The organism is Nostoc sp. (assembly GCF_036917815.1).
In the GTDB taxonomy this organism is placed as follows: domain Bacteria; phylum Cyanobacteriota; class Cyanobacteriia; order Cyanobacteriales; family Nostocaceae; genus Nostoc.
Genome location: NZ_JBALEK010000035.1, coordinates 114,574 through 139,050, shown reverse-complemented (window position 1 = coordinate 139,050; position 24,477 = coordinate 114,574). Strand labels below are relative to the sequence as shown.

26 protein-coding genes, 2 tRNA genes and 1 pseudogene are annotated in these 24,477 nt (G+C 42.3%); 13 read left to right on the top strand and 16 right to left on the bottom strand.

The window, feature by feature from the left end; translation table 11 throughout:
- Positions 1–28: 28 nt before the first annotated feature.
- From V7K97_RS09225 to V7K97_RS09200, 6 genes are all read left to right on the top strand, one after another.
- Positions 29–1,594, top strand: a complete 1,566-nt coding sequence (locus V7K97_RS09225) for a glycosyltransferase family 39 protein (protein WP_334800573.1) — start codon at positions 29–31, stop codon at positions 1,592–1,594.
- A 171-nt stretch (positions 1,595–1,765) separates the two neighbouring features.
- Entirely contained in the window at positions 1,766–3,478 is a 1,713-nt protein-coding gene (locus V7K97_RS09220; protein ID WP_334800572.1) for a protein kinase domain-containing protein, read from the top strand.
- On the top strand, positions 3,478–4,164 hold the full coding sequence (bioD, locus tag V7K97_RS09215; RefSeq protein ID WP_334800571.1) for a dethiobiotin synthase: 687 nt from the start codon (positions 3,478–3,480) through the stop codon (positions 4,162–4,164). Before V7K97_RS09220 ends, bioD begins: the two co-directional genes overlap by 1 nt.
- A gap of 413 nt (positions 4,165–4,577) precedes the next feature.
- Positions 4,578–5,513, top strand: coding sequence for an undecaprenyl-diphosphate phosphatase (locus V7K97_RS09210; RefSeq protein ID WP_334800570.1), 936 nt, complete (start codon positions 4,578–4,580; stop codon positions 5,511–5,513).
- A gap of 92 nt (positions 5,514–5,605) precedes the next feature.
- Positions 5,606–6,298 carry a DUF4337 domain-containing protein gene (locus V7K97_RS09205; protein ID WP_334800569.1) on the top strand — a complete coding sequence of 231 codons (693 nt, stop codon included), beginning with the start codon at positions 5,606–5,608 and terminating at the stop codon, positions 6,296–6,298.
- Positions 6,299–6,411: 113 nt separating this feature from the next.
- Positions 6,412–7,629: a M20 metallopeptidase family protein gene (locus V7K97_RS09200; RefSeq protein ID WP_334800568.1), complete on the top strand. Its 1,218-nt coding sequence runs from the start codon at positions 6,412–6,414 to the stop codon at positions 7,627–7,629.
- A 324-nt stretch (positions 7,630–7,953) separates the two neighbouring features.
- Here V7K97_RS09200 and V7K97_RS09195 read toward each other — a convergent pair whose 3' ends face one another.
- A complete protein-coding gene (locus V7K97_RS09195) occupies positions 7,954–8,592 on the bottom strand; it encodes a hypothetical protein (protein WP_334800567.1) in 639 nt (212 codons plus the stop codon).
- A gap of 125 nt (positions 8,593–8,717) precedes the next feature.
- A complete protein-coding gene (moaC, locus tag V7K97_RS09190) occupies positions 8,718–9,212 on the bottom strand; it encodes a cyclic pyranopterin monophosphate synthase MoaC (protein WP_334800565.1) in 495 nt (164 codons plus the stop codon).
- A 34-nt stretch (positions 9,213–9,246) separates the two neighbouring features.
- On the opposite strand from moaC, the gene V7K97_RS09185 reads away from it, so the two are divergent.
- A tRNA-Arg gene (locus V7K97_RS09185) sits at positions 9,247–9,320 on the top strand.
- A gap of 197 nt (positions 9,321–9,517) precedes the next feature.
- Positions 9,518–9,670, top strand: coding sequence for a hypothetical protein (locus V7K97_RS09180; protein WP_334800564.1), 153 nt, complete (start codon positions 9,518–9,520; stop codon positions 9,668–9,670).
- Here the strand turns inward: V7K97_RS09180 and V7K97_RS09175 are convergent.
- The 7 genes and pseudogenes from V7K97_RS09175 to trxA form a co-directional block, all read right to left on the bottom strand.
- The gene (locus V7K97_RS09175; RefSeq protein WP_334800563.1) at positions 9,665–10,903 is read right to left on the bottom strand and encodes a tyrosine-type recombinase/integrase; all 1,239 of its coding nucleotides are present in this window, start codon (positions 10,901–10,903) and stop codon (positions 9,665–9,667) included. The two genes, V7K97_RS09180 and V7K97_RS09175, sit on opposite strands and share 6 nt — an antisense overlap.
- A 212-nt stretch (positions 10,904–11,115) precedes the next feature.
- Positions 11,116–11,186, bottom strand: a tRNA-Cys gene (locus tag V7K97_RS09170).
- 259 nt (positions 11,187–11,445) lie between these two features.
- Positions 11,446–12,036 (bottom strand): chromophore lyase CpcT/CpeT, encoded by a 591-nt coding sequence (locus V7K97_RS09165; protein WP_334800562.1) that lies wholly within the window; start codon positions 12,034–12,036, stop codon positions 11,446–11,448.
- 125 nt (positions 12,037–12,161) lie between these two features.
- Positions 12,162–12,361 (bottom strand): annotated as a pseudogene (locus V7K97_RS09160) (IS4-like element ISSysp3 family transposase); the annotation flags it as partial.
- A 13-nt stretch (positions 12,362–12,374) separates the two neighbouring features.
- Positions 12,375–13,484 carry an alkene reductase gene (locus tag V7K97_RS09155; protein WP_334800561.1) on the bottom strand — a complete coding sequence of 370 codons (1,110 nt, stop codon included), beginning with the start codon at positions 13,482–13,484 and terminating at the stop codon, positions 12,375–12,377.
- Between the two features lie 238 nt (positions 13,485–13,722).
- Entirely contained in the window at positions 13,723–14,517 is a 795-nt protein-coding gene (locus tag V7K97_RS09150) for an SDR family NAD(P)-dependent oxidoreductase (protein WP_334800560.1), read from the bottom strand.
- A 242-nt stretch (positions 14,518–14,759) separates the two neighbouring features.
- Positions 14,760–15,083 (bottom strand): thioredoxin, encoded by a 324-nt coding sequence (gene trxA / locus V7K97_RS09145; protein WP_334800559.1) that lies wholly within the window; start codon positions 15,081–15,083, stop codon positions 14,760–14,762.
- An 81-nt stretch (positions 15,084–15,164) separates the two neighbouring features.
- Here trxA and V7K97_RS09140 point away from each other — a divergent pair, with 81 nt between their 5' ends.
- Positions 15,165–15,515, top strand: a complete 351-nt coding sequence (locus tag V7K97_RS09140; protein WP_334800558.1) for an ArsR/SmtB family transcription factor — start codon at positions 15,165–15,167, stop codon at positions 15,513–15,515.
- 140 nt (positions 15,516–15,655) lie between these two features.
- Here the strand turns inward: V7K97_RS09140 and V7K97_RS09135 are convergent, their stop codons facing one another.
- The 3 genes from V7K97_RS09135 to V7K97_RS09125 form a co-directional block, all read right to left on the bottom strand.
- Entirely contained in the window at positions 15,656–15,883 is a 228-nt protein-coding gene (locus tag V7K97_RS09135; RefSeq protein WP_334800557.1) for a hypothetical protein, read from the bottom strand.
- A gap of 112 nt (positions 15,884–15,995) precedes the next feature.
- Positions 15,996–16,232, bottom strand: a complete 237-nt coding sequence (locus tag V7K97_RS09130) for a hypothetical protein (protein WP_334800556.1) — start codon at positions 16,230–16,232, stop codon at positions 15,996–15,998.
- Between the two features lie 80 nt (positions 16,233–16,312).
- The gene (locus V7K97_RS09125) at positions 16,313–17,551 is read right to left on the bottom strand and encodes a glycosyltransferase (protein WP_334800554.1); all 1,239 of its coding nucleotides are present in this window, start codon (positions 17,549–17,551) and stop codon (positions 16,313–16,315) included.
- Positions 17,552–17,747: 196 nt separating this feature from the next.
- Between V7K97_RS09125 and shc the strand changes: the two genes are divergently transcribed.
- Positions 17,748–19,664, top strand: a complete 1,917-nt coding sequence (gene shc / locus V7K97_RS09120; RefSeq protein ID WP_334800721.1) for a squalene--hopene cyclase — start codon at positions 17,748–17,750, stop codon at positions 19,662–19,664.
- Between the two features lie 117 nt (positions 19,665–19,781).
- On the opposite strand, the gene V7K97_RS09115 is transcribed toward shc, so the two are convergent.
- The 3 genes from V7K97_RS09115 to V7K97_RS09105 are packed head-to-tail and all read right to left on the bottom strand — an operon-like array spanning position 19,782 to position 21,603.
- Entirely contained in the window at positions 19,782–21,110 is a 1,329-nt protein-coding gene (locus V7K97_RS09115; RefSeq protein ID WP_334800553.1) for a restriction endonuclease subunit S, read from the bottom strand.
- A gap of 51 nt (positions 21,111–21,161) precedes the next feature.
- Entirely contained in the window at positions 21,162–21,524 is a 363-nt protein-coding gene (locus V7K97_RS09110) for a transposase (RefSeq protein ID WP_334800552.1), read from the bottom strand.
- Positions 21,478–21,603 carry a hypothetical protein gene (locus V7K97_RS09105; protein WP_334800551.1) on the bottom strand — a complete coding sequence of 42 codons (126 nt, stop codon included), beginning with the start codon at positions 21,601–21,603 and terminating at the stop codon, positions 21,478–21,480. The genes V7K97_RS09110 and V7K97_RS09105 overlap by 47 nt, the downstream gene beginning before the upstream one ends.
- Positions 21,604–21,824: 221 nt before the next feature.
- On the opposite strand from V7K97_RS09105, the gene V7K97_RS09100 reads away from it, so the two are divergent.
- The gene (locus V7K97_RS09100) at positions 21,825–21,986 is read left to right on the top strand and encodes a hypothetical protein (protein WP_334800549.1); all 162 of its coding nucleotides are present in this window, start codon (positions 21,825–21,827) and stop codon (positions 21,984–21,986) included.
- 27 nt (positions 21,987–22,013) lie between these two features.
- On the opposite strand, the gene V7K97_RS09095 is transcribed toward V7K97_RS09100, so the two are convergent.
- Positions 22,014–22,412 carry a DUF6335 family protein gene (locus V7K97_RS09095; protein ID WP_334800548.1) on the bottom strand — a complete coding sequence of 133 codons (399 nt, stop codon included), beginning with the start codon at positions 22,410–22,412 and terminating at the stop codon, positions 22,014–22,016.
- Positions 22,413–22,750: 338 nt separating this feature from the next.
- Here V7K97_RS09095 and V7K97_RS09090 point away from each other — a divergent pair, with 338 nt between their 5' ends.
- Both V7K97_RS09090 and V7K97_RS09085 read left to right on the top strand, forming a co-directional pair.
- Positions 22,751–23,848: a DJ-1/PfpI/YhbO family deglycase/protease gene (locus V7K97_RS09090; protein ID WP_334800547.1), complete on the top strand. Its 1,098-nt coding sequence runs from the start codon at positions 22,751–22,753 to the stop codon at positions 23,846–23,848.
- Positions 23,849–23,995: 147 nt separating this feature from the next.
- Positions 23,996–24,376, top strand: coding sequence for a hypothetical protein (locus V7K97_RS09085; RefSeq protein ID WP_334800546.1), 381 nt, complete (start codon positions 23,996–23,998; stop codon positions 24,374–24,376).
- Positions 24,377–24,477: the final 101 nt, after the last annotated feature.

Genomic DNA, 24,477 nt, shown 5'->3' with positions numbered 1-24,477 from the left:
TATGGTGTCATGCAGAGGAAATAAAATTATGATTAAAATCATAAATCAGAGATCGTCGAGATATTATATCTCTGTTTTAATAGTTATTTTTTTGGGTGTTTTCCTCCGCTTTTTTATGCTTTCAAACCAGAGTCTTTGGTATGATGAGGGTTTGAGCTTAACTAATTCTGATGTCTCGACACTTCAAGAGAGCATTTCGAGAGTTAGACACATAGGAAATAGTGATAAATTTCAACCACTGTATTTTATAGTTCTGTTTTTGTGGCGTCAGGTATTTGGTGAAAGTGAATTTGCCCTTCGCTCACTCTCTGCTATTTTAGGAATTGGCTCAACAATCCTTATATTCTTTACTGCTTTGCGGATATATGGAAAAAAGCACGCTTTGTGGTCTCTGCTAATCGTGACATTCAGTTCTTTTTGTGTTTACTACAGCCAAGAGGCCAGAATTTATGCATTAGCAATGTTTATAGGTTCACTTCAACTATATTTCTTCAGTGCGGTATTAGTTAAAGATGAAGGTAATCAAGGTATTTCAAAATGGCTATTCAGTATTTTTACTGCCATAGGAATTTTTGCTAATATTAACTTTTTATTTTCCACTGTAGCTTTATGCCTCTCTCAGATCTTCATCTATAGAAATTTAAGGCAATGGCTGCAATGGTGGATTCCTGCTGGATTTTTATCTTTGCCGCCAATTTTATATCTCCTCACTTTACCTGGAGCAACTGATCCGGAAAGCGTTCCAATTTCTCGCTTGGGATTCCCCATAATTCAAAATATTATTTTTGTGTTAAACGGAATTTTAGTGGGGACAACTTATGGTCCTTCAACGGAGCAGTTGCGCGGCGATGATAAAGTACAGGTTGTGCTTCGTTACTGGCCTCAGATACTTTTATTGGTGATTGTTAGTACTGTAATTGTTCTGGCTTTAATAAAAGTATTATTGAGACACAAAAAAAATAACAGAGATCAGCATCCTGATTACTTCTTTGCTTCTGTTATTGTCATGGCATTTTTACTAGGATTGCTCTTAGCTATAGTCACCAAATTAAATTGGGTACCGCGTCACTCTTATTATCTTTGGTTACCACTTGCCATACTTATCCCATCCGCTTTCAGTCAAAGACCTGGTATTAGCTCAAAGCGCTATGGAGTTTCTCAGTTTGCTCAAATCGCTGTCATATCTCTGATAGTTCTGAATATTTATTCTCTTTATAACTACTACTTCAATGACGACTATCGGAAAGATGACTATCGCTCTGCTGTCCAGTACATGATCAAAAATCGTTCTCCTTCTACGCAATCTGTATATTTATTTGCGAATCCCAGATTATTTAGCTACTACGGTGACACTCTAACTCGGGATGGAAGAGATTTGGGTAATCAGTTAAGAAAGGGGATTACTAATGGAAGTTTGGGCGAAAAAATTGAAAAATTAACAAATAATGCGGATATAGTTTTTATTGTAGTTAATCGTGAACATCTATTTCCCAAGGGATTGATTGAAAAACAGATGAGTGATTTGTATAACCTGGATTCTGAAGTTAGTTTTCCATATTTCAAAATCTATCGTTTTCCTAGGAAGAAAAATTGAGTTGGGGATTGGTCACTCTGAAGTTATCCAGTAGAAAATAACCTTCCTCTGGTGGGAATGTGCTTGTTGGGTATAGTAGAATATTGCCGCAGGTAACTGTCCGTCGCCTCTTGGACTGAATCTTTGTGGGTGACTTCGTTCTCAGTTGCTACTAAACTCAATCAATGGATCATGCAACCACCCATTACAGTTGGCACTGTCTTGCAAAACCGTTACCGCATAATTCAAATTCTCGGACAAGGAGGATTTGGTAGAACTTATCTTGCAGAAGACCAGAGGCGCTTTAACGAACTTTGCGCGATCAAGGAGTTGATTTCAACAGCAACAGAGGCTTTGGCTTGGGAGAAGGCACAAGAGCTTTTTCACCGAGAAGCTGCAATTTTATATCAAATCGAACACCCACAAGTTCCTAAATTCCGGGAAAGATTTGAGCAAGAGCAACGCTTATTTTTGGTGGAGGACTACGTTGCAGGTCAGACGTACCGAACTCTGCTGGCTGAACGTCAAGCTGTTGGTCAAGCCTTCACGGAGGCTGAAGTATTGCAGCTGATAGAGTTGTTGTTGCCTGTTTTAGAACATATTCACAGTCGAGGGATTATTCACCGAGATATCTCGCCAGAAAATATTATTTTGCGAGATAGTGACGCTAAACCTGTGTTAATTGACTTTGGGGTGGTAAAGGAACTGGCGACGCGTTTACGATCGCCAGAGAGGGCAATGCCAGAAACCACCGTGGGAAAATTAGGCTACTCTCCGAGTGAACAAATGCAAACAGGGGGGGCTTACCCTAGTAGTGATTTGTATGCATTAGCGGTGACAGCAATAGTTTTGCTGACTGGTAAAGAACCAAGGGATCTATTTGATGAAAACCAACTAACTTGGAATTGGCAACGGTGGGTAAGGGTGAATCCGCGATTTGCCCAAGTTTTGAATCGAATGTTGAATCATCTACCGAGCGATCGCTATCAAAGTGCTGCTAGTGTATCTCAAGCACTAAAACCTTTAGAGGAACCCAGTCTTCCTCAACTAAATGTGTCCAATTTGCAGACAATGGCTGTTGGTCGCCGTCCTGACGTCGTAACACCACCAGCTTCGCCTCAGAAACCCAATCCGGTGATTCCACCAAGTCTCACTAGCTCAGTTTTGGATAATCCGTTAGCGATCGCAGCAATTGGCACTGCTGTCGTGATTGTAGCGGGATTTGGTTCTTGGGCACTGGTAAGTTCCATCCGCAGTCAGCCGAAAACAGCACCAGCTGAAACGCTTCCCCAAAATTTCCCTTCACCAGTGATTTCTGGTGGTACTACATTCACGCCCACACCCACGCCGACTAACAATCAACCTGTTGTATCTACTAAGCGTCTCAAGCTGACACCATCTAACCCAACCACCGTTAGAGATACCATCAAAGCAAATCAAATCATCCAGTACAGCTTTTTTGGACAGGGAGGTGCTAAATTAAGCACGTTTCTTGACCCAAGAAGCAACATTTTGTTAACAGTCTTAAGTCCCAATGGACAACCAATTGATACTACTGCCCAACAAGTTACATCTTATCAAGGCACATTGTTGGTTACTGGTAGATACACTATACAGTTAAGTCTGTCTCCAGGAGTTGCCCAAAGCAATTACAATCTCAATGTTGGATTAGAAACACCTCTACCAATTCCCACAGAAACACCTCTACCAATTCCCACAGAAACACCTCTGCCAATTCCCACAGAAACACCTCTACCAATTCCCACAGAAACACCTCTGCCAATTCCCACAGAAACACCCCTGCCAATTCCCACAGAAACACCTCTGCCAATTCCCACCACTGGTGAAAGGCCAACTTTTCCGCCGGTTGATGGAACACAACCATTTACTGGCCAAAGAAATTAATGTTAGACACACTACTGATTACTGGAACTGATACCGAAGCTGGTAAAACTGTTTTAACTACAGCTTTAGCAGCCTATTGGCAAAAATATTACCCGCAGCGTAGCTGGGGAATCATGAAACCGATTCAATCGGGGATTGGCGATCGCGAATGGTATCAAAAGCTATTTGCCCTTGAGCAATCTGCTGAAGAAATTACACCTTTGTATTTTCAAGCACCTCTGGCTCCTCCCATAGCCGCAGCACGAGAAAATCGCCGAGTAGATTTAGCAGTGGTTTGGCAAGCTTTGTCGAAGTTGCGATCGCATCGTGATTTTGTCCTTGTAGAAGCTTTAGGAGGGTTAGGTTCGCCCATAACTGAGGAATTAACGGTAGCTGATTTGGCGGGGGAATGGCGATTACCAACGGTATTGGTAGTGCCAGTGAGATTAGGTGCGATCGCTCAAGCAGTGGCGAACGTAGCATTAGCTAGACAATCGCGCGTCAATCTCAAAGGCATTGTGCTGAACTGCGTACAACCCCGAACGGATGCAGAAATAGCTGACTGGACACCACCGCAATTGATTCAATCACTTACTAACACGCCAGTTTTAGGCTGCTTACCCTATTTAGATAACCTAACTGATTTAGATAAACTTGCTCAAATAGCATCAGATTTGGATTGGGAAACACTGACACTGACACTGTGAATTGGGCATTGGGCATCCCTTCTCTACGAGACGCTACGCGTAGCTTGCTTCCACGAAGTGGTACGGCTCCGCTCAGGGCAAGTGGGCATTGGGCATTTTGTCGCGATCGCCCAAGCCGCCTTTAAAACTGGTGCAGTCACAGTTTTGACATAACTCGGTAATAGCTTTGTCAACAAGACGTGCAATGGTAAGGAAAGATGAATTAACTAACTCTAGTGACACACAAGGCAGGATTTACCTGCCTTATTTCGTCTTTGGGACTAAAGCACCACTTCAATAGCAGCTTTCGTCTGTGCAAAACATGAGTAGGTGAACCACTCAGACTTGCCTCCTGCCTCCTTTATTTTGATTGTCATCCAAGTGCCATGTCTTAGTCACAGAAACGTCACTGGCATAAGTTAATTTGTCGGTATTTGATTAAAAGTAAATTATTTACGCCTGAGATGATGATGCTTTCTTTTGCGGTGGCGAGTGCAGTCTGTGGCAACGGTAGTGAAGTGAATCTAGACTTTGCTAACCTTAGCTGGATTGACGTGATTATTTTAGGCATCGTTCAGGGAATTACAGAACTACTGCCAATTAGCAGTACTGCTCATTTGCGGATAGTGCCAACTCTACTGGGACTCAAAGATCCGGGATCTGCTTTTTCAGCAGCAATGCAGTTAGCTAGCTTGACGGCTGTTTTAGTCTATTTTTGGCAAGACTTAAAAAAATTAACCGGAGAGACAGTTAGAGCAATTAGCGGGCAAGACTATCAATCTAGTTCTTTGCAACTGATGTTAGGTTTATTGGTAGGAACCTTACCCATTGCTGTAGCTGGTGTGCTACTCAAACCAATTCTTAACGCCTGCAACTCACCAATACGAGGGTTAGTAGTGATTGGTGCAGCTTCAATTATTATGTCAGGATTGCTGGCGATCGCCGAAAAACGTGGAGGACGCGATCGCACTTTCGACAACCTCACCCTCTGGGATGGCATCTGGGTAGGGGTTGCTCAAGCTTTTGCCCTGATACCTGGCGTTTCTCGCTCTGGTTCCACCCTCACTGCTGGATTATTTTTGGGCATGAAACGGGAGACATCAGCCCGATTTTCTTTTTTGCTGGGCTTACCAGCCGTCATTTTGGCAGGTGCCGTAGAACTCCACACTCTTACCAAAGCAGGACTGAGTGCAGCTGGTTGGTTGACTTTATTGGTGGGCTTAATCTCCGCCAGCATTTCCGCTTTTCTAGCAATTTGGGGACTTCTACGCTACCTGGAAGAACACAGTACCTTGATTTTTATTTTCTACCGCTTGGCGATGGGTGTATTTTTGATAGTTGCGGTGACGGCTGGTTGGTTGCAGAATTGAACTAGGGAATGGGGACTCTTAAGATAAGTATGTGGATTCAGTCCCCATTCTTGCCCAGTCCCCAGTCCCCAGTCCCCAGTCCCCAAATCGATATGGACATAAACCCAATTGACCTGCTTGAGGATGACAACGAGGAACCCGAAACGCCAGCTAACCGCGAAAAACGCAAAAGTCGTCTAAATAGTGGTGTGGCAATTGCGGTTGCATTGATAGCAACCTTTATGGGCATCTGTAAAGTTAAAGACGATAATCTGGTTCAGGCAATGCAGCAAGCTCAAGCAAATAAAATTGACGATTGGGCGTTATACCAGGCTCGTAATATTCGTGAAGAAATAGCCAAATCAAATGTGGTGCAACTCAAATTGCAATCTCTTTCTCAACCTGCTGCTGTGAAGGCTGACTATGAAAAACAGATTGCCGCTTATCAACTCATTGCTGACAAAGAAGACCAGAAAAAGCAGGAACAGAAGGTAGCTGCCGAAAAAGATCAAACAACCTACGATCAGCTTAATTACCATGACGACCAGTTTGATTTAGCTGATGCCTGCTTATCGCTCTCTGTCTCGTTATTTGCCATTACATCTCTATCTCAGAAAAAATGGTTGTTCTACGCCGCCTTAGTTCCAACTATATTTGGCTTGGTCATGGGGTTATCGGGATTATTAAACTGGCAATTACACCCTGATGCTTTGACCAAATTACTATCCGAAAATTTCTTAGAAAAGCCAGCCGAAGAAAAAATAGTGTTTTCCACTCGCACTTCCCCGCCCCACAAGATTGGATAATTTATTTGTTGGAAGTCGCTAAAAAGATTCTGATGCTGATTCTTCCCCATTCCTGAAGATAAACTGGGAAAATAAACTTGCGTTAGCTGTACTTAAACTAGTTTGTCTTTATAATGGTTTCTACCTTTCCCAATTCCTCTTCTGTTGATCTATCTCGCATCCGACTAGCGATCCGCTCATTGCAACCACAATTAGTAGAGTGGCGGCGGCGATTGCATCAACAACCAGAGTTGGGTTTTCAAGAAAAACTGACGGCTGAGTTGGTCTCACAAAAGCTGCAAGAATGGGGAATTGAGCATCAAATTGGTATTGCCCACACTGGCATAGTTGCCACCATCAAAGGTAACAAACTCCCCAATGACAAAGTTTTAGCGATTCGGGCAGATATGGATGCTTTGCCAATCCAAGAACTCAACGAAGTGCCGTACAAATCCCAGCATGATGGAGTGATGCATGCTTGTGGACATGATGGACATACAGCGATCGCTTTAGGTACGGCTTATTATCTCCAGCAGCATCGCCAAGACTTCTCCGGTACGGTGAAAATTATCTTTCAGCCAGCCGAAGAATCACCAGGAGGCGCAAAGCCGATGATTGAAGCTGGTGTCCTGAAAAATCCTGATGTTGACGCGATTATTGGTTTGCACTTGTGGAATAATTTGCCTTTAGGAACAGTGGGTGTCCGGGCTGGGGCGCTGATGGCAGCTGTGGAATGCTTTAACTGCACAGTTTTGGGCAAAGGTGGACACGGCGCACTACCCCATCAAACTGTTGACTCTGTGGTAGTTGCTGCCCAAATTGTGAATGCTCTGCAAACCATTGTCGCTCGGAATGTTAATCCCATTGATTCAGCAGTGGTGACGGTGGGCGAACTTCATGGGGGAACCAAGCGGAATGTGATTGCTGATACAGCGAGAATGAGTGCGACTGTCAGGTATTTTAATCCTAGTTTGAAAGGTTTTTTCAAGGAGCGTGTCGAGCAGATTATTGCTGGAACTTGTCAGAGTTATGGTGCGAGTTATGACTTAGAATATTGGTCACTTTATCCACCAGTTATTAATGATATTAAAATGGCGGAATTGGTGCGAACTGTAGCAGAAGAAGTGGTAGAAACTCCAATGGGTATTGTGCCAGAATGCCAAACTATGGCTGCTGAAGATATGTCATTCTTCTTGCAAGAGGTTCCTGGTTGCTATTTCTTTTTAGGTTCTGCTAACCCCGCGAAAGACTTAGCATATCCCCATCATCACCCCCGCTTTGATTTTGACGAAACCGCCTTGGCAATGGGTGTGGAAATATTTGTGAGATGTGTGGAGAAGTTTTTGAATTAATTGAGTAGGTGTAAATTAGCTGTTTTTTTACCCTGTTTAATTTGTTTTACAAATCTCGAAAACCTTTATAAATTGAAAAGATTATGTTAAGTATCCCTATTAACTTAAATTAAATTTACCTCGTATACCCCGTTTAGTAACTTCCTTACCTGGGCTTCGTGCTCAAGCAATTGTACAACGCGATCACGCTGTAATTTCCCCAGACTTAGCGTATCCCCATCATCATCCCCGATTTGATTTTGACGAAACCGCCTTGACAATGGGTGTAGAAATATTTATTAGATGCGTAGAAAATTACTTTATTTCAACCTAAAGGTTAAGTAATCACACGTACTTCTGAGGCCAGCGCCAGTTATAGCGATTCCATTCATAGATGCCTTGAATTTCATACTCAGCGCCGTTGAAGAAGCGGACAACACAATTAGTAGAGAAATCATCGCGTAGGCGTAGCCCATCGTAGACATCGCTAATTTCCTCGACCTTAATCACCATACAGGGAAACCATTCCCGCTTACAAGGTCCATCTTCTTGCACCCATTCCCATAATGCATTGGAAACTTCAATGCGATCGCCTACTCTTAACTTTAGTGCATCCTCAAAATAAGAATACTTATCAAAATGACATGACTCAACACGATTGAGCCACTGTAAACCATAGCGTTGGCGAATAAATTGTACCGTTCCCGAGTCATTTTCCAGCAACCAGTCGTTGAGTAATTGCACTTTCCAAGTGCGGTTGCGTTGTTCTTCATCCTTAACAAATTGTAAAAACGCTTCTAACTCCTCTGGGGTAAGTTCGTCTAAGGGATTAGCAATATTTGACATCCCAGAGGTAGAATTTCCCTGAATTTGCTCTATAACTTGCAGTAATATCTGCTTTTGCGTGTCAGTGAGAGGACAGCTTGCGGTATCACAACGATTAAAGGCTGCAAGCATAGCTGTTTCAATCTCATCTGGAGTCATAAGTTAATCGCAATTGAGAGTTTATTTCCCTAATTATTACAAATGTTAAATTAAACTCTTCAATTCCCTTGGGGAGTGAGGAGTGGCCTAAATAAGAGTCGGAAAATGTCTGGAATTTTGAATTGTTAATAATCTCCTGATTTCCCGCCACTCTTACTTATTAAACGAATTGATTCAATTTGAATCGACTTTTCTAAGGCTTTTGCCATATCGTATAAAGTCAGGGCAGCCACAGAAACGGCAGTTAAGGCTTCCATCTCTACACCAGTTTCAGCTTTGGTTTTGACTGTGGCTTGAATTTGATAACCAGGTAGTTGCGTGTCGGGTATAATCTCGACTGCGATTTTTTGCAAAGGCAACGGATGACACAGAGGAATTAAAGTAGCTGTTTGCTTGGCTGCCATAATCCCAGCTAATCTTGCAGTTGCCAACACATCCCCTTTTGGCACATTTCCGGCTTGAATGGCAGCGAAGGTTGCTGGCAGCATCCGCACATTGGCGGCGGCTACTGCTTGGCGAATGGTGGGTGCTTTATCAGACACATCTACCATCTGTGCCTGTCCTTGATGATCTAGATGGGTTAAGTTGTCAAAATTAGATGAAAAATTATCTTGCGTCATTTGGTTAGAAGGTGTTAATATAGATTGTCGGTGAGGGCGTGTAGCTCAGTGGACTAGAGCACGTGGCTACGGACCACGGTGTCGGGGGTTCGAATCCCTCCTCGCCCGTTTTTGGAAGTTAGGAGTGAAGAGTTTAAATTCTTCACTCCTAACTTTTAAGTTTTTCAATGAGTATGCATATAGCAAAAACTTTCACCCCGTTCTTGGGGCTGTGAGCAGTCTGCCATAATAGCGATCATCATGGAGATCAGTGTAGCACCACCACTACCACCTTCAGCGATCGATACAATGCTGACTCACGCAACGTGCAGATATTCTTCAATGATTTGATTAACTTTGCTCAAGAATTGGGTGTTGAAGATAAAAGAGCGATCGCAAAAAATCTCACTGAAGAAGAACTAGCAATTTTTGACTTACTGACTGGCGATCGCCTATATTTTAATTCAACAAATTTATAGTTCTGGCACCTGTAGGTTACGTTTATTACCTGCGTAATGCTTGTAAATAATTTCTGGAGAGTTACCAACCCACCTTCCTACATCCTTCGCATCAATATCAGCTTCTAGGCAAAGGGTAATAAAAGTGTGTCTGCATTGGTAAGGTTTGCGATATTCGCTGACTACACCCTGTTTTACAAGTTTAGTTACGATTCCATCTATATGTGTACCACGGTGATTTTTGTAACCTTTCCAGGCATGATTGAGAAAATCTCCAAAGTCTACTATGCCGCCTTTCTTGCTTCTAAAGATAAAATCATCCGGGTTACAATTCTCTGGCTTGATAGAGTCTAAAATTTCACATTGCTGATTATTAATCGGAAAACGTCTTTGGCTTTGGGTTTTTAATCCATCTTTCAGAGCTAACCCTTTAGTACTGATGGTAATTGCTTGCTCAAAAGTAATGTATCTATCACTGATATGCTTCCATTGTAGAGCGATCGCTTCTGATGGTCTGCACCCAGTAAAAAATAATAATTTTACTAAAGGAGCATAGTAGCTGTAGAGTTTGCTCTCCTCAAATACTTGAATTATCCTGTCCCGTTCTTCCTTAGTAAATGGATTGATTTCATATTCTGCTGATTCTGACTTCGGTATCTGAATATCTTTTGCCATACCCTGGAAGGGATTTGATGTAATCAACTGGCTTTTAAGTGCCCAATCACAGCAAGCATTTATGTTTGTCAAAGTACGTTTAGCCGCATTAGCACTGAGATTTGCAATCAGATAATCTCGAATTGCGATCGCATCATCCAATGTTTTGTTTGGGAAACTGGCGATGTGATTGCGATACTTTCGATAATCAACAGCGTAAGTAGAAGGACTAACCTGTGGTTTTTTAAACTCAGTGTATTTTTCCCATAATTCTCCCAAGTCATATTGGGGGTTCACTGAAGAACTAATGGGCGTAATCGGGCTAACAGTGCTTAATGAAACTGCTGGTTTGTACTTAGCTAAACTGGCATCAAACTCTCCATACTCAATATCTCTCTGAATTGTTGCCGCTAAAGTCGATGCTTGATGTCTTCCTAAAGTTGTATTGTAGTGCCTTGTCGAAAGGTAGAAACGCTTGGTTTTTAGCTCTCCCGTCGGCGTAACAATAGGATGAGAAAAAACTAATTGGAGACTGCCGTTAGAGTTCTTAATCTGCACTGAACCCCGACGGGCAATACTTTGAGATTTTTGAGATTCCATAAGGGTAATTAACTGGGGTAAAGACCTTTATCTTTCCACTTTACCCCAGTTTTACCCCAGAAATACCTATTGGGGTAAAAACCTCTACCTTACATTTTTACCCCAGTTCTTTACCCAAAATAACCCCAAAAATCTCTGAAGGCTTTGAAAACAAGCCTTTAACGCCCAATAAAAAAGGGCTTGAAAACCCTGTAGTGCTTATATTTCTTAGAAGGCGGTACCCGGATTTGAACCGGGGGTGGAGGTTTTGCAGACCTCTGCCTTACCACTTGGCTATGCCGCCACAGCAAGATTTCCTGAACTACTTTAATCTTCCTAAGATGTCTTAGTAGGCATTCAGTAGCCATAGAATGCTAGTTTAACCATGATAGCATAGGATTCTGAGGTAGAGATAGTAGGTTAACTGGATGTTTCTGCTAGTCTTGAGGCGATCGCTAGAAAATTCTGATCGCAAGCTGACTTGATGCTACAAACAACTCTTAGCAGATTAATGAGAGTTATGAGTTTTAATTTCTCATTCCTAACTCCTAACTCCTCACTTGTTACACTTTGACTTCATCGGCAAAATTACTCCAACGCACAAAGTGAAACGGGCCGGCGATAGAACCCCAAAGACGTTCATCGGTGTCTAAATCCCTTCCCCTGTCGAGGCTAAAAAATTCTTTAGCGTCAATCTCAAATTCGTTATCCAGATAAGTATTTTTGCCGTCACGAACCACTATGCAGCCTTTACCAGGTTCAACTCTGCCTTTGAAGCTATTACCTGTCCACTCTACAATCATGTTGCAACCTGGCATTTTTTCCAATTGCTCAACAGACAACTCTTTGAGTCGTTCGGGTTCACGAGATGCGCCGTAAAATTTTTGTTCTTCTTTAACGGTGTAGTGTTCAATAGCAATGTGGTTTTCTGTCTGAATCAACTTCATTACCCGCATTCGGTAGGGTTGATTGAGCATAAAATCATACGCTTGCTCCAGAAACAAACTTACCCCTGAGAACAATTCTAAGGGAAGGGGACGGATACAGACGCGGATATGGGCATAAAAAGGCGGATTTTCAAAAGCTTGTTCTTGATTGCTAAAGTCAGCTGCCATCCAACGAGCTAAAGTGGCGATATCAGTGGAATGAGTCATTAGAAGATGATCACCTAGTTGCTTAAAAATTATCTAGGATTATTTTGACATTCCCTAGACTCAAAAATCCTAGTTGCGATCGCAATTTTTAAATTAGATATACGATAGATGCTCTAACTGTAGAAAATCAGGATGGACAAAGCAAGGATTGTTAGGCGTTGGATAGCAACACTAGACTCTAACTGAGTTGCTTCTAAACTCAAGGAAAGCTGTTTTGAGTGTGGCAAAAAGTTGTTCAATCTTCCATCGCCATCCCTACCACTGAATTACTCGCAGTGCCTATTTCAAGCAAGTAACTTCATGTGTGGAGTAATCGCCAGTGAATCCATTAGAGCAGATTAGCGATCGCCATAGGAATTAGCAGCCGACAAAAATGGATAGTCTGTATATCCTTCTTCACCGCCACCATAAAAGGTTGCTTGATTTGCTTCATTTAGTGGTGCATTTAAAGCCAAGCGTCTGGGTAAATCGGGATTTGATATAAATAATGTGCCAAAGGCAACTAAATCTGCTGCTTTTTTTGCCAATACAGCATCGCCTTTTTCATGAGTATAACCACCATTGACGATGAGTGTACCTGTAAAGCGATCGCGTATATGACTAGTGGGTACAATTACCCCACCATGTCTAATGTCTGCCTCTGTTGCCTCATAAATATGTAGATATGCCAAATTAAACTGGTTCAACGCTTGAGCTGCATAACCGAATGTTTCCAAGGGGTTGGAGTCACGGATATCGTTAAAAGTCCCACTAGGAGAAAAACGTACTCCGACTCGGTTAGAATCCCACACACTAGTTACCGCCTCTGTCACCTCCAACAGGAATCGGGCACGATTTTCAATGTCACCCCCATATTTATCTGTACGTTGATTAGTACCATCCCGAAGAAACTGATCTATTAGATAACCATTAGCTGAGTGAATTTCCACGCCATCAAACCCGGCTGCTAGAGCATTTGCCGCTCCTTGACGGTATTGTTCGACGATCTGCGGTATTTCTGAAGTTTCTAAAGCACGGGGAGTTACAAAGGGTTTTGGCCCCTCATAAGTTGAAGCTTCACCTTTCGGAGCAATAGCAGAAGGTGCCACAGGTAAAGCTCCATTGGGTTGTAAATCAGGGTGGGAAATCCTGCCTACGTGCCATAGTTGCAGAAAAATTCTTCCTCCCTGCTGATGTACGGCATCGGTTACTAACTTCCATCCCTCCACCTGTTCTGGTGAATGAATTCCTGGTGTAGCGGGATAGCCCTGTCCTTCAGGAGTTACCTGTGTTGCTTCGGAAATAATCAATCCGGCGGAAGCACGTTGAGCGTAGTAAGTAGCATTAAGTTCGTATGGTACGTTTCCCTTACCTGCCCGATTTCGGGTTAAGGGCGCCATCACTATCCGGTTAGGTAATTCCAGATTCCCTAATTGATAAGAAGAGAATAAGTTGATATCAGTAGTCATTGGTTTTATCTCCAAATTATTTTAGTCATTGGGTATTGGGCACTTGTACTGAGCGCAGTCGTTGGCGCAGCCTAAGAAGAGAAGTATGGGGCATTGGGTATGGTTGTTCTCCTTTTCCCCAGTCCCACACAAAGGGTATTAACTAGACATCTGGTGAAATTAAATATGCGTTACCCAGAACCCTTCTAGAGACGTAGCAGTGCTACGTCAAAACAATTCTTTTTCACTCCTATGTCTACTAAACAATCGACCGAATAACGCCACCATCTACCCGCAAAGCTGCACCATTAGTTGCTGAAGCTACGGGACTAGAAAGATAAACTACGATCGCTGCTACTTCTTCATTAGTTGCAAAACGTTTAATCAAGGAACTTGGACGCACATTTTGAAAAAATTCAGCCTCAACTTCTGTTGGACTAATACCACGTTCCTGCGCCAGCTTGGTGATAAACTCTTCAACGCCTTCTGAACGGGTTGGCCCTGGGAGGACAGAGTTTACTGTAACTCCAGTCCCCACAGTCATTTCTGCTAGTCCTCGGGCAATGGCAAGCTGCGCTGTCTTAGTTGTGCCGTAGTGAATCATTTCCACTGGGATCTGAATCGCAGATTCACTGGAGATAAAAATTATCCGCCCCCAGTTTTGCTCTAGCTGCTTTTGCAGATATTGCCGACTCAAACGGACTCCACTGAGGACGTTAACCTCAAAGATGTTTAACCAGTCTTCATCGGTAATATCAAAGAAGGTTTTTGGCTCATAAATACCGACATTGTTTATGAGAATATCAACGTGAGGAACTTTTTGAAAAAGTTGTTCTATCCCTGATGCTGTGGCTGCGTCAGCAACAACACCAGAAACTTTCGCGTCGGGTGTATTTTGCTGAATTTTAGCGATCGCTTGGGCTACTCTTTCTTCAGATCGACCGTTGACAATTACTGATGCACCCTCTTGAGCTAACCCAAGAGCGATCGCTAAACCAATACCTGCGGTAGAGCCACTCACCAACGCGGATTTACCATGTAATTTCAAGTCCATTTCACTATTTCCCCGTTAGTTGAAACAGAATGAGCAGGGGACTGGGGACTAGGTACTGGGGACTAGGTACTAGGTACTGGGACAAGGAGAAAAGTCTGAGCGCCGACTTTCGGCGCTCATGACTTTGCAGGGATCAGGAGGACAAAGAATATTGAAGAAGTCTCTCCCTAATCCCCAGTCCCCAGTCCCCAATCTCCAATCCCCAGTCCCCAATCCCCAGTCCCCAGTCCCCACCACTCAAATTAAAGATGCTGTGCTAAGGTCTTATTCAAGGTAGTTTTTGGAACTGCGCCGACGACAGTATCGACCTGCCGACCTCCCTTAAAAACCATTAGTGTCGGAATGCTGCGAATTCCATAGTGGCTGGCGACAGTAGGATTTTGATCTGTGTTCAACTTCACAAATTTCACCTGTCCTTCGTATTCAGCAGCAACTTCATCGACCACTGGACCGACCATCCGGCAAGGACCACACCACGGTGCCCAAAAGTCCACTAAAACCGGAATTGCACTTTCCAAGACTTCTTGCTTGAATGTTGCTTCTGTGACATTTGTAATGGATGACATAAATTGCCTTCCTGATTTAATTCTATAATTCGATAATATCGAATAATAAAAATATATGCCACCTGATGAGATAATGCAAGTATGAGATTTATTTATCATCCAGATAGAAAAAATATTTCTTTAGCGGGAGTTTTGTATGCATTGGGCGATCCAGTGCGGCTAGAGATTGTGCGGTTGCTGGCGACTGAGGGGGAACAATGCTGTGCCAGATTTGATTTTGCGATCGCTAAATCCACCATGTCCAATCATTTTAAGATTTTGCGGGAGTCGGGGATAGTCTTGACGCGCAAAGAAGGGACACATCATATTAACATACTACGGCGTGAAGATTTAGAGGTGCTGTTTCCAGGGTTGCTGGATGCAGTATTGAAAGCCGCTCAACCATTGCCTGTTGGTACTGCGAGTACTAAAGAAACAGCTTCAAGGATTTAGGGGCATTGGGCATTGGGCACTTGTACTGAGCGTACCCCTCCGGGGATCTTGCTACGCGTAGCGTCTCCAAGAGTTGCCGTTGGCGCAGCCTAAGAAGAGAAGTATTGGGCATTGGGCATTGGATATGGAGGATAAATCGTTTAAGAATCTTCTTGTTTTTTAATTTGTGTTTCTAAATCAGCAAGGATATCATGTTGTTCTCGAAAAGCCCTTGGAGTGTGAGATAAACCTAAATCTGTAGAGAGTAAATCAATACCGTCGATAATTTTTGGTATCTGAGCTTGCTCAACTTGCAGACCAAGAAAGCATTTCTCCCTGTAATCTGGTCTTTCCTGAAAGCGTGCGATCGCTCTTTTCAAAGGGCGCATAACCTGATATGCTTTTTCAGCCTTCTCAATTGATGCTTGAGGTATTGGCGATCGCAGTCTGAGAACTGTTCAAGAACTGTGAGAATTTGATTATGGTGTTCTAACCTGAAGGTCATAAACAAACTTGCAACCAGGATTTATAGCGTCTGGCAAGTTCTTGAAGAAAATTGAGTTCTTCACCTTCAAGATTATTAAATAGGTTGCGATATTGCCAACCACGCTCATAGCGACTCAGCATTTGTTCTGAAGTAAACCGATACACATCGGCAGTCTGCCAACAAATTGACTCCAGAAAAGGCAGCTTTGTAGGGACAGTAACAGGATTAATTGTTGGTGTTGCGGTTGGCATAGCTCTTTTAATCAACCACTTTAGGCTTACTTTAATTTTAGATTAGCACTACCGAATTTTGAAATTTAATTTTATTCTAACTAGAAATTATCTGGGTTGGGATAAACTCTTCCTTTCCAAGCACCGCCGCGTCCTTGCCAGTGACGTAGGGCTGAGTCTAGAGTCATCAGCGTATAGATAAAGGCGATCGCAGGTAAACTAAAAGCTAACCAAGGAGAACATTTATAAAAGCGGATCGTCGGGTAGTAAGCCAAGGTCATTAATAACCATCCTAATAAACCTGTAAGTGCGTAGACGTAATGCGTCTTGTCGCCAGACATCGTCCAATTACCCCAAACTAAGCCCAAAATCACACCCATCGGTGGAACTAGATAAATCAGAGGCATTCCCACCAAAGTCCCCAATAGTAGTAATCGAGAATAATTAAGTTGGGTATAGGCACTACGAGCAACCATATCCCAAATCGTCGCCAGGGAATCATAGGGACGCAGACTCAGAGTTAAAGTACTCAATCCTAGCCAGATACGCCCTTGACTGGGGATTGGGCTTGTCCCCTTATCCCCCACTCCCCCACTCCTCTTAACAGCTTGAGCTAGGGCGCAATCGTCGATTAAGGCTTGACGGATGACTTGAATACCGCCGATTCGCTCTAAAGCTTCACGGGCGATTAGAATAGATCCCCCGGCGGCGGCGGCTGTGGGATTGTTGGGATTATTCACCCAGCGAAAAGGATAGAGTTTTTGGAAGAAAAAGACGAAAGCTGGAATCAAAAGTTTTTCCCAAAAGCTTTCACATCTAAGTCGCACCATTACAGAAACCATGTCTAAATCTTCCTGCACAGCTTTGGCTACGAGTCGGCGAAGATTACCAGGATCGTGTTCGATATCTGCATCAGTCAGCAAAAAATAGTCAGGTGCAAATTTACTAGCGCTCTTTATACCTTGCTCAACTGCCCAAAGTTTACCAGACCAACCAAGAGGCAGTGATTCACCTGAGATAATATGCAATTGCTGGGGTTTACCGACAGCGTGTGCAACCCCTTCGGCAAAATTTGCTGTCTGGTCTGTGCTGCGATCGTCTACCAAAAAGACATTGAAAGAACCAGGATAATCTTGAAGTAGGAGCGATCGCAAGGTGGTTGGTAGCAATTCAGCTTCGTTACGCGCTGGAACTACCGCACAAACCACAGGCAAAGATTTTAGCGGAGTTTCTCCAATCTCTAATTGTTGGTCTAACTGCCAAAACTGACCCCTAAAACACAGTAATCCTAACCAAATTGTCAAGGATAAGAGCATCAATCCTAATACAATTACATCCATGACCGTCGCTTTGCTCCAATTCAAAATTCAAAATTCAAAATAAAAGAATTTAATTTTTAATTCCTACGAAGGGGCTGACCTATTGCAAATTTTCAGTGACTCAGACAGAATACTATGTCTACTGATTGAGGAAAAATTTTTTTCACTCATTGTATTACCGTGTTTATAAGTGGGTGTTGAGGTTAAATAGTATTTGATGCAAACACAAGACAGGGTAGAAGTCAATCAACTCGCAACAGCGATCGCCGCTAGCCAACAATATTTGCTTTCGATTCAAAATCCCGTAGGTTACTGGTGGGCAGAGTTAGAGTCTAATGTCACCATCACTGCTGAAGTCGTCCTGCTGCATAAAATTTGGGGAACAGACCAAACCAGACCTTTACACAAGGTTGAAGCATATTTGCGTCAACAGCAACGGCAGCATGGCGGCTGGGAACTTTACTATGGTGATGGCGGAGAAATTAGCACTTCGGTTGAAGCTTACATGGCGCTGAGACTTCTAGGTGTACCAGCAACCGATCCGGACATGATTCGGGCGCAAGCTTTTATTCTCCGACGGGGTGGAATCAGCAAAACTCGGATTTTTACCAAGTTGCACTTAGCCTTGATTGGCTGCTACAACTGGCGCGGTATTCCCTCACTACCAGCTTGGGTAATGCTGTTGCCAAATGCTTTCCCTGTCAATATTTACGAGATGTCTAGCTGGGCACGTTCCAGTACAGTACCATTACTGATTGTATGCGATCGCAAACCTGTTTTTCTCACCGACTCAGCTATCAACTTAGATGAGCTATACCTTGAAGGTGTTGATCGAGTCCGGTGGGAATTGCCCCAAAGTGGCGATTGGACAGATTTATTCCTCACCCTCGATCGGGGGTTCAAGCTGGCAGAAAATCTGAATTTAGTACCTTTTCGTGAAGAAGGCATCAAAGCCGCCGAAAAGTGGATTTTAGAGCGCCAAGAAGCTACAGGTGACTGGGGCGGCATTATTCCGGCGATGCTAAATTCCATGCTGGCTTTGCGGTGTCTGGATTATGACCGAAGCGATCCGATTGTGGAACGAGGTTTGCAAGCAATTGATAACTTTGTCATTGAAAGCGAGGATAGCTACCGAGTACAGCCCTGTGTTTCACCTGTCTGGGATACAGCTTGGGCGATACGTGCTTTGGTAGAATCTGGCTTTGCACCAGATGATCCGGCTGTGGTAAAGGCTGGAGAATGGTTGCTGCAAAAACAAATTTTAGACTACGGAGATTGGGCTGTCAAAAATCGCCAAGGTAAACCAGGGGCTTGGGCTTTTGAATTTGACAATCGCTTTTATCCCGACGTAGACGACTCGGCGGTGGTGGTGATGGCTCTACATTTGGCGAAACTTCCGAATGAGAAAATCAAGCAAGCTGCGATCGCTCGTGGGTTAAACTGGATTGCATCTATGCAATGTAAACCAGGCGGGTGGGCTGCTTTTGATTTGGATAACGATCAAGATTGGCTTAACTCGATTCCTTATGGGGACTTGAAAGCCATGATTGATCCAAACACCGCAGATGTTACGGCTAGGGTGCTAGAAATGCTGGGTGCTTGTGATTTGTCAATTGATAGTGGTAATTTGGAGCGATCGCTAACTTATCTTCTGCGTGAACAAGAAACCGAAGGCTGTTGGTTTGGTCGTTGGGGTGTAAATTATATCTACGGCACCAGTGGCGTTTTGTCAGCCTTGGCGTTAATTGATCCTCAAAAGCATCAACTCAGTATAGAACGGGGAGCCGCTTGGTTAGTGGGATGTCAAAACCCAGACGGTGGTTGGGGTGAGACTTGCCGCAGCTATGATGATCCTAGTCTCAAAGGAAAAGGAAATAGTACTGCATCTCAAACTGCTTGGGCAATAATAGGGTTGATAGCAGCAGGTGAAGCTAGTGGTAAATTAGTTCTTGATGCCATTGAACGGGGAATTAACTACCTAGTGACAACTCAACAGCCGGATGGTACTTGGTTTGAGGCGGACTTTACTGGTACTGGCTTCCCTTGCCATTTTTATCTCAAATATCATCTCTATCAACAATACTTTCCTTTGCTGGCGCTAGGTCGCTATCAAGCTTTGAATCAACTTGTCTAATTGAGCTAATCGGTATAACAAAACTTGCCAGTCAATTTGAATTTTAATAGCTTGTTGATTTAGCTGAACGCCTATCAATGTAGGGGCAATTCATGAATTGCCCCTACAGGTGGAAGGTTATTCAAAGGCTTCACGGAGGACGGTTTGCATGAGTTCTTCTGCAAGTTTTTTCCGGTGTTTGATTTGTTCTTCCAGTTGGTCAATTATTTTCATCAGATAATCGACTTGTTCAACGATCGCTTTTTGTTCAGCAAGGGGTGGAAGGGGAAATAAAGTATTTAAAACCACACCTTGAGTTATTTTAGGCATACTTTTTTGAGCGCCTTTCGCAAGATTTCTAAAATATTTTCTTGTCATTGAAGATGATAATAATAGATAAGAAAATTTAATTGATAAATATTGCATCATCTGAACTTTTATCATCAGATCAGGATAGATAAATTGATTATCTTCTCCATCATAAATAGCGCTTACTCCAACATAATCAAGCGAATTGCTTCTCTGAATTAAGATATCGTTCTTTTTTAGCCAAAAAATAGAATCAGATGGAATCTCTTCATCAATATATTTATATTCATCTGGATTAAATTTACCCCATGTAGTAGCACCCAGTTTTAAGGTTTTAACGCTAGTTGGATAGGATACAGCTTTAGGGGAATATCCATTTCTAGGGTTTTCTTTGATAATCTCTCCCAAGCGACACCAAACCCAATTATCAGGTACACAAAAGGGGACTTCATCGGGTGAGATTTTGGGGAGTGGTTTTTCTTTTCTGAGTTTTCCGTTAGCAATTAATTGTTGTTTTTCAGCTTTTATTTTGGCTAGGAGTGCGGCTGCATCGGTATCTGGGTTGCCCTGTTGCATTGGATTGCGATCGCGCCATTCTGCCGTGAGTTGCCCTGCGATCGCTTCTTGCAAAATCGCCTGTTTCAGTTGAGAAATATATTTCTCTTGACTATCGAACTCTTGAATTAGTAGGTCATTAAATTTCTTAAGTTTATTAAACAAAAAAATAAAGTCTTTTTGCTCATTAATGGGAGGAATTGGAACTTCTATTTTTGCAATATCCTTTCCTGCAAGAGATACATTAGCAGCACCTCTCATTAAAGGAACTATTTTTATATTTTTATAAAACAATAAATATTGATGTAAAAAAGCAGCAGAAATATCCGTATTATTCTTTGGAATAATTGCAGCTAAAATTGTTCCTAGAGCAAATTTACCTTCCTGATAATGAACATAATTAAGACTTTTTTTTCCGTGGCCGCTTGAAGAGACAAGAGGAATGCAGACGGCTTTGGTATCAAATTGATAAGTTGCCGATGTTTTTCGCTCTTTTCCCGTTGTTACAAGAGGATATTCCCCAGGGATTGCGCTGACAATTCCTGTTTCACCTTTTTGAATATCACAGAGTTCACCAATTGTTTTTTTAGAATATTTTTTCATTAATTAATTGCTTTTATCGCTATCATCGTAGGGGCAATTCACGAATTGCCCCTACGATGGTTGTGTGCGTGATTTAAGATTATTTTTCTTAATTTTAACGAGAGACGGATGATTTTCATCCAGTTCCCATCGCATCGGATTATTGATAATATACTCTCGGATTTTTTGACAATCTTCCTCACTACGAATAATATGCTCATAATAATTACGTTGCCAAAACGATCCTTCAACTTCACGGCTCTGATTAATAGCCTTAGCAGCTAACATTTTAAATCGCCCTACCACTTTAGGTAAAATCATCTTCCTACGCTCTTTTTCATCATTGATATCTAAATTTTCATAAATCTCTGCTAAATTCCCAGATTTTTCAATAACTATAATTGCATGAAAATGATTTGTCGCGATCGCTAGCATCCAAAATTTTCAGAAACAGCAACCAGCCCAACTGTTCAATCCGTTGTCCATCACCAGACACACCCGGATCTTTCCGCATAAAATTACGCAGACTTTTAATATTACCGCCCAGATTTTTCATTAGATATTGACAGAATTTAATTATACGTTGATCAAAATTTGATGTAGGGGTAATTCATGAATTACCCCTACATCAACCAACCGTAGGGGCAATTCATGAATTGCCCCTACTGAGGAATTGATTGCTCAATTATACACATCTACTCTGATTGCATCCAAAGAATAACCGCTATAGAACAAGTGGCAAATTTAAATGGCTTGACTCAGGTGGCTAATCGTCCCTGCTTCGATGGACGATTGCAAGGAAAATGGAAACGCCTCGCACCAGAACAACAACCCCTGCCACTGATTTTATACCTAACAACGATGTTTAGAGCTAAATTGATGAACAGCGATATCTGATTTGTGAATGTACAATTGTTAATGAGCTTATTCTCGCCGATTTTGATAATCTTCAGAAGACTTTGGATCTAACTCCCAGCGATCGCCATCACGATCCTCTAAAATATCGTTGGTATGGAGAAACTCAGAATCAGCCATTTCTAGCCCCACTGCTGCTTCTAGCTCCTCAGTTACATTTTGGTCGGGAGTGGAAACACTACCACCAACAGCTTCATCACCAACTGCATCTGCATCTTGCCAATAAGCATCAACATCCCCACCAGTGAGTTCAGGACTAGTTTCTGTATACTCGTCTGTTTCTGCTTCTATTGAGCGCCCACCAATATTATACCCTGGCAAGTCTTTCACACCAGTACCGTAAGATTCGGTAATTTCTTGTGGCAAATCATTGGTTTTAATTTCGTCACTAGGGTTTTTTTTTGCCATGATATTAGTCCTTTTGTGCATTCTCACAATAACGTTTTCCCGTCCCCAATTTGTCTAACTAGAGATGTATAGCTGAGAAAATAATCTATCCCCTGGGAACGAAGCTAAACTAGCGATCGCACCATAGCATTATAAGTATAAATTCATGGTCAAGCAACTTGTAGTTAGAATTTTTTAGTTATGAGTTAGGAGTTATCAAGCCGAAATGATTCAGGATCTAACTTTTCACTCATAACTATTTTTTATTAGTCAAAAAGAAAAAGCTTGGCTGTTTAACTCTCCTAATCGATAAATATTCTAGCTAGTTAAATACTAGAAATAAATAGGTAATACCATCTATGACTGACAATAACAATCATCCCAGGAATAAAAAAGTCGCCATCCTCATTGAACAAGCAGTAGAGGATGCAGAATTTACAGTTCCTTATAATGGACTAAAACAAGCCGGAATAGAGGTAGTAGTCCTGGGTTCCCGAATGAATGAAAAATATAAGGGTAAACGCGGCAAACTTAGCATCCAAGCTGATGCTACTACGACAGAAGCGATCGCAGCCGAATTTGATGCCGTGATAATTCCCGGTGGTATGGCTCCCGACAAAATGCGACGCAACCGCAATACAGTACGTTTTGTACAAGAGGCTATACAACAAGGAAAATTGGTAGCTGCGGTTTGCCACGGACCACAAGTTTTGATTGAAGGCGACTTGCTCAAAGGTAAACAAGTCACTGGTTTTAGCGCTATTGCCAAAGACATCACCAATGCCGGTGGAAATTATTTAGATGAGCCGGTGGTAGTTGATGGCAATTTGATTACATCTCGTGAACCGGGAGACTTGGCAATTTTCACCACAGCGATTTTGAGTCGTTTGGGTTATGGTGGCAAAGATGCTGCATTACCAAATGAAAAAGATACAACTGCTGAATGGTGGAAACTAGCTGATGCTTGGGGCGGCTCAACTAAAGGTGATATTAGCAGAGGTTTAAATACTGCCCTGACTGGTGAACGTTATTCACTGGAAGCATTGGATAAGTACTTGGAAAAAGAATCAGATAGCGAAGTCAAATCACTCTTTCAAGAGATGATTGGGAATAAACAACGCCACATTGAAAAACTAGAAACCTATCTCCAGCAACTGAGTGAGAAACCTTCTTTAGGTGCAAATATTGCCAATCAGTATGCCAAGGTAAAAACTGCCTTGACAGGAAGTGATGATATATATCAGTTACGTTCCGCTTTAGGGGATGTGCAAACGGGTATTGGTGATATTGGCAATTTGTCGGCGATGTTTACTGACCCGGTAGCAACTGCTATTTTCAAAGAAATTTACGAGGATTTATTGAAATACGAACAGCAATTAGTAGGGTTGTATCGAGAGCGAATCACCGCTCAAATTCAGCCTCCTAAGCCGACTACAGGGGCAGCTATATCAATGTAACAAACCACAGAGGCGTATTCGGGTAGTGTCTCCTAGAGAAGAACGCAGACAGAGAAACAAGTAAGTATTTGTGTCTCTGTGGTTAATCTACTGTAATCAGTATTTTGAATTGTCCACCCAACATCATGCATGCAATTGAGGTTTTTTATGAATCGAGTAATTTCCTGGCTGCAAAATATTCGCATTTCTCAAATCGTTGTAGTTTTTCTGGTCGGATTTATGTTTTTACTGGGTCAGGCTTTTAGCTACGTTAACGTAGCCCAAGCTGATGTTAAAATTCCAGAGGGCACTTATTACAAGAGAACACAAAATGAGCAAGGTGAAATTAGAAACGATACCCAAATTAAAAACACCGCAAATCCCTTAAAAGGTGCTGTTGATAATATCCGCGAGAAGTTAAACTTGGATGAAAAAACTCCTGAAGCTACAAAAGAGTTTTTTGATCCTGCGAAAAACACAGGCAAAGATAAAGCTTTCTCATCTAATGGAAAAAGAGAAGGTTATTATCACAAACCTTCTAGCAATTAACTGAGAAATAGAAGCTAGAATTTTTACCAAACTTTGAGTCTAAAACAAGGACAAGAAAGATAACTGCATCAAAGTTGTACTCAAACCCTAATTTCATTTGT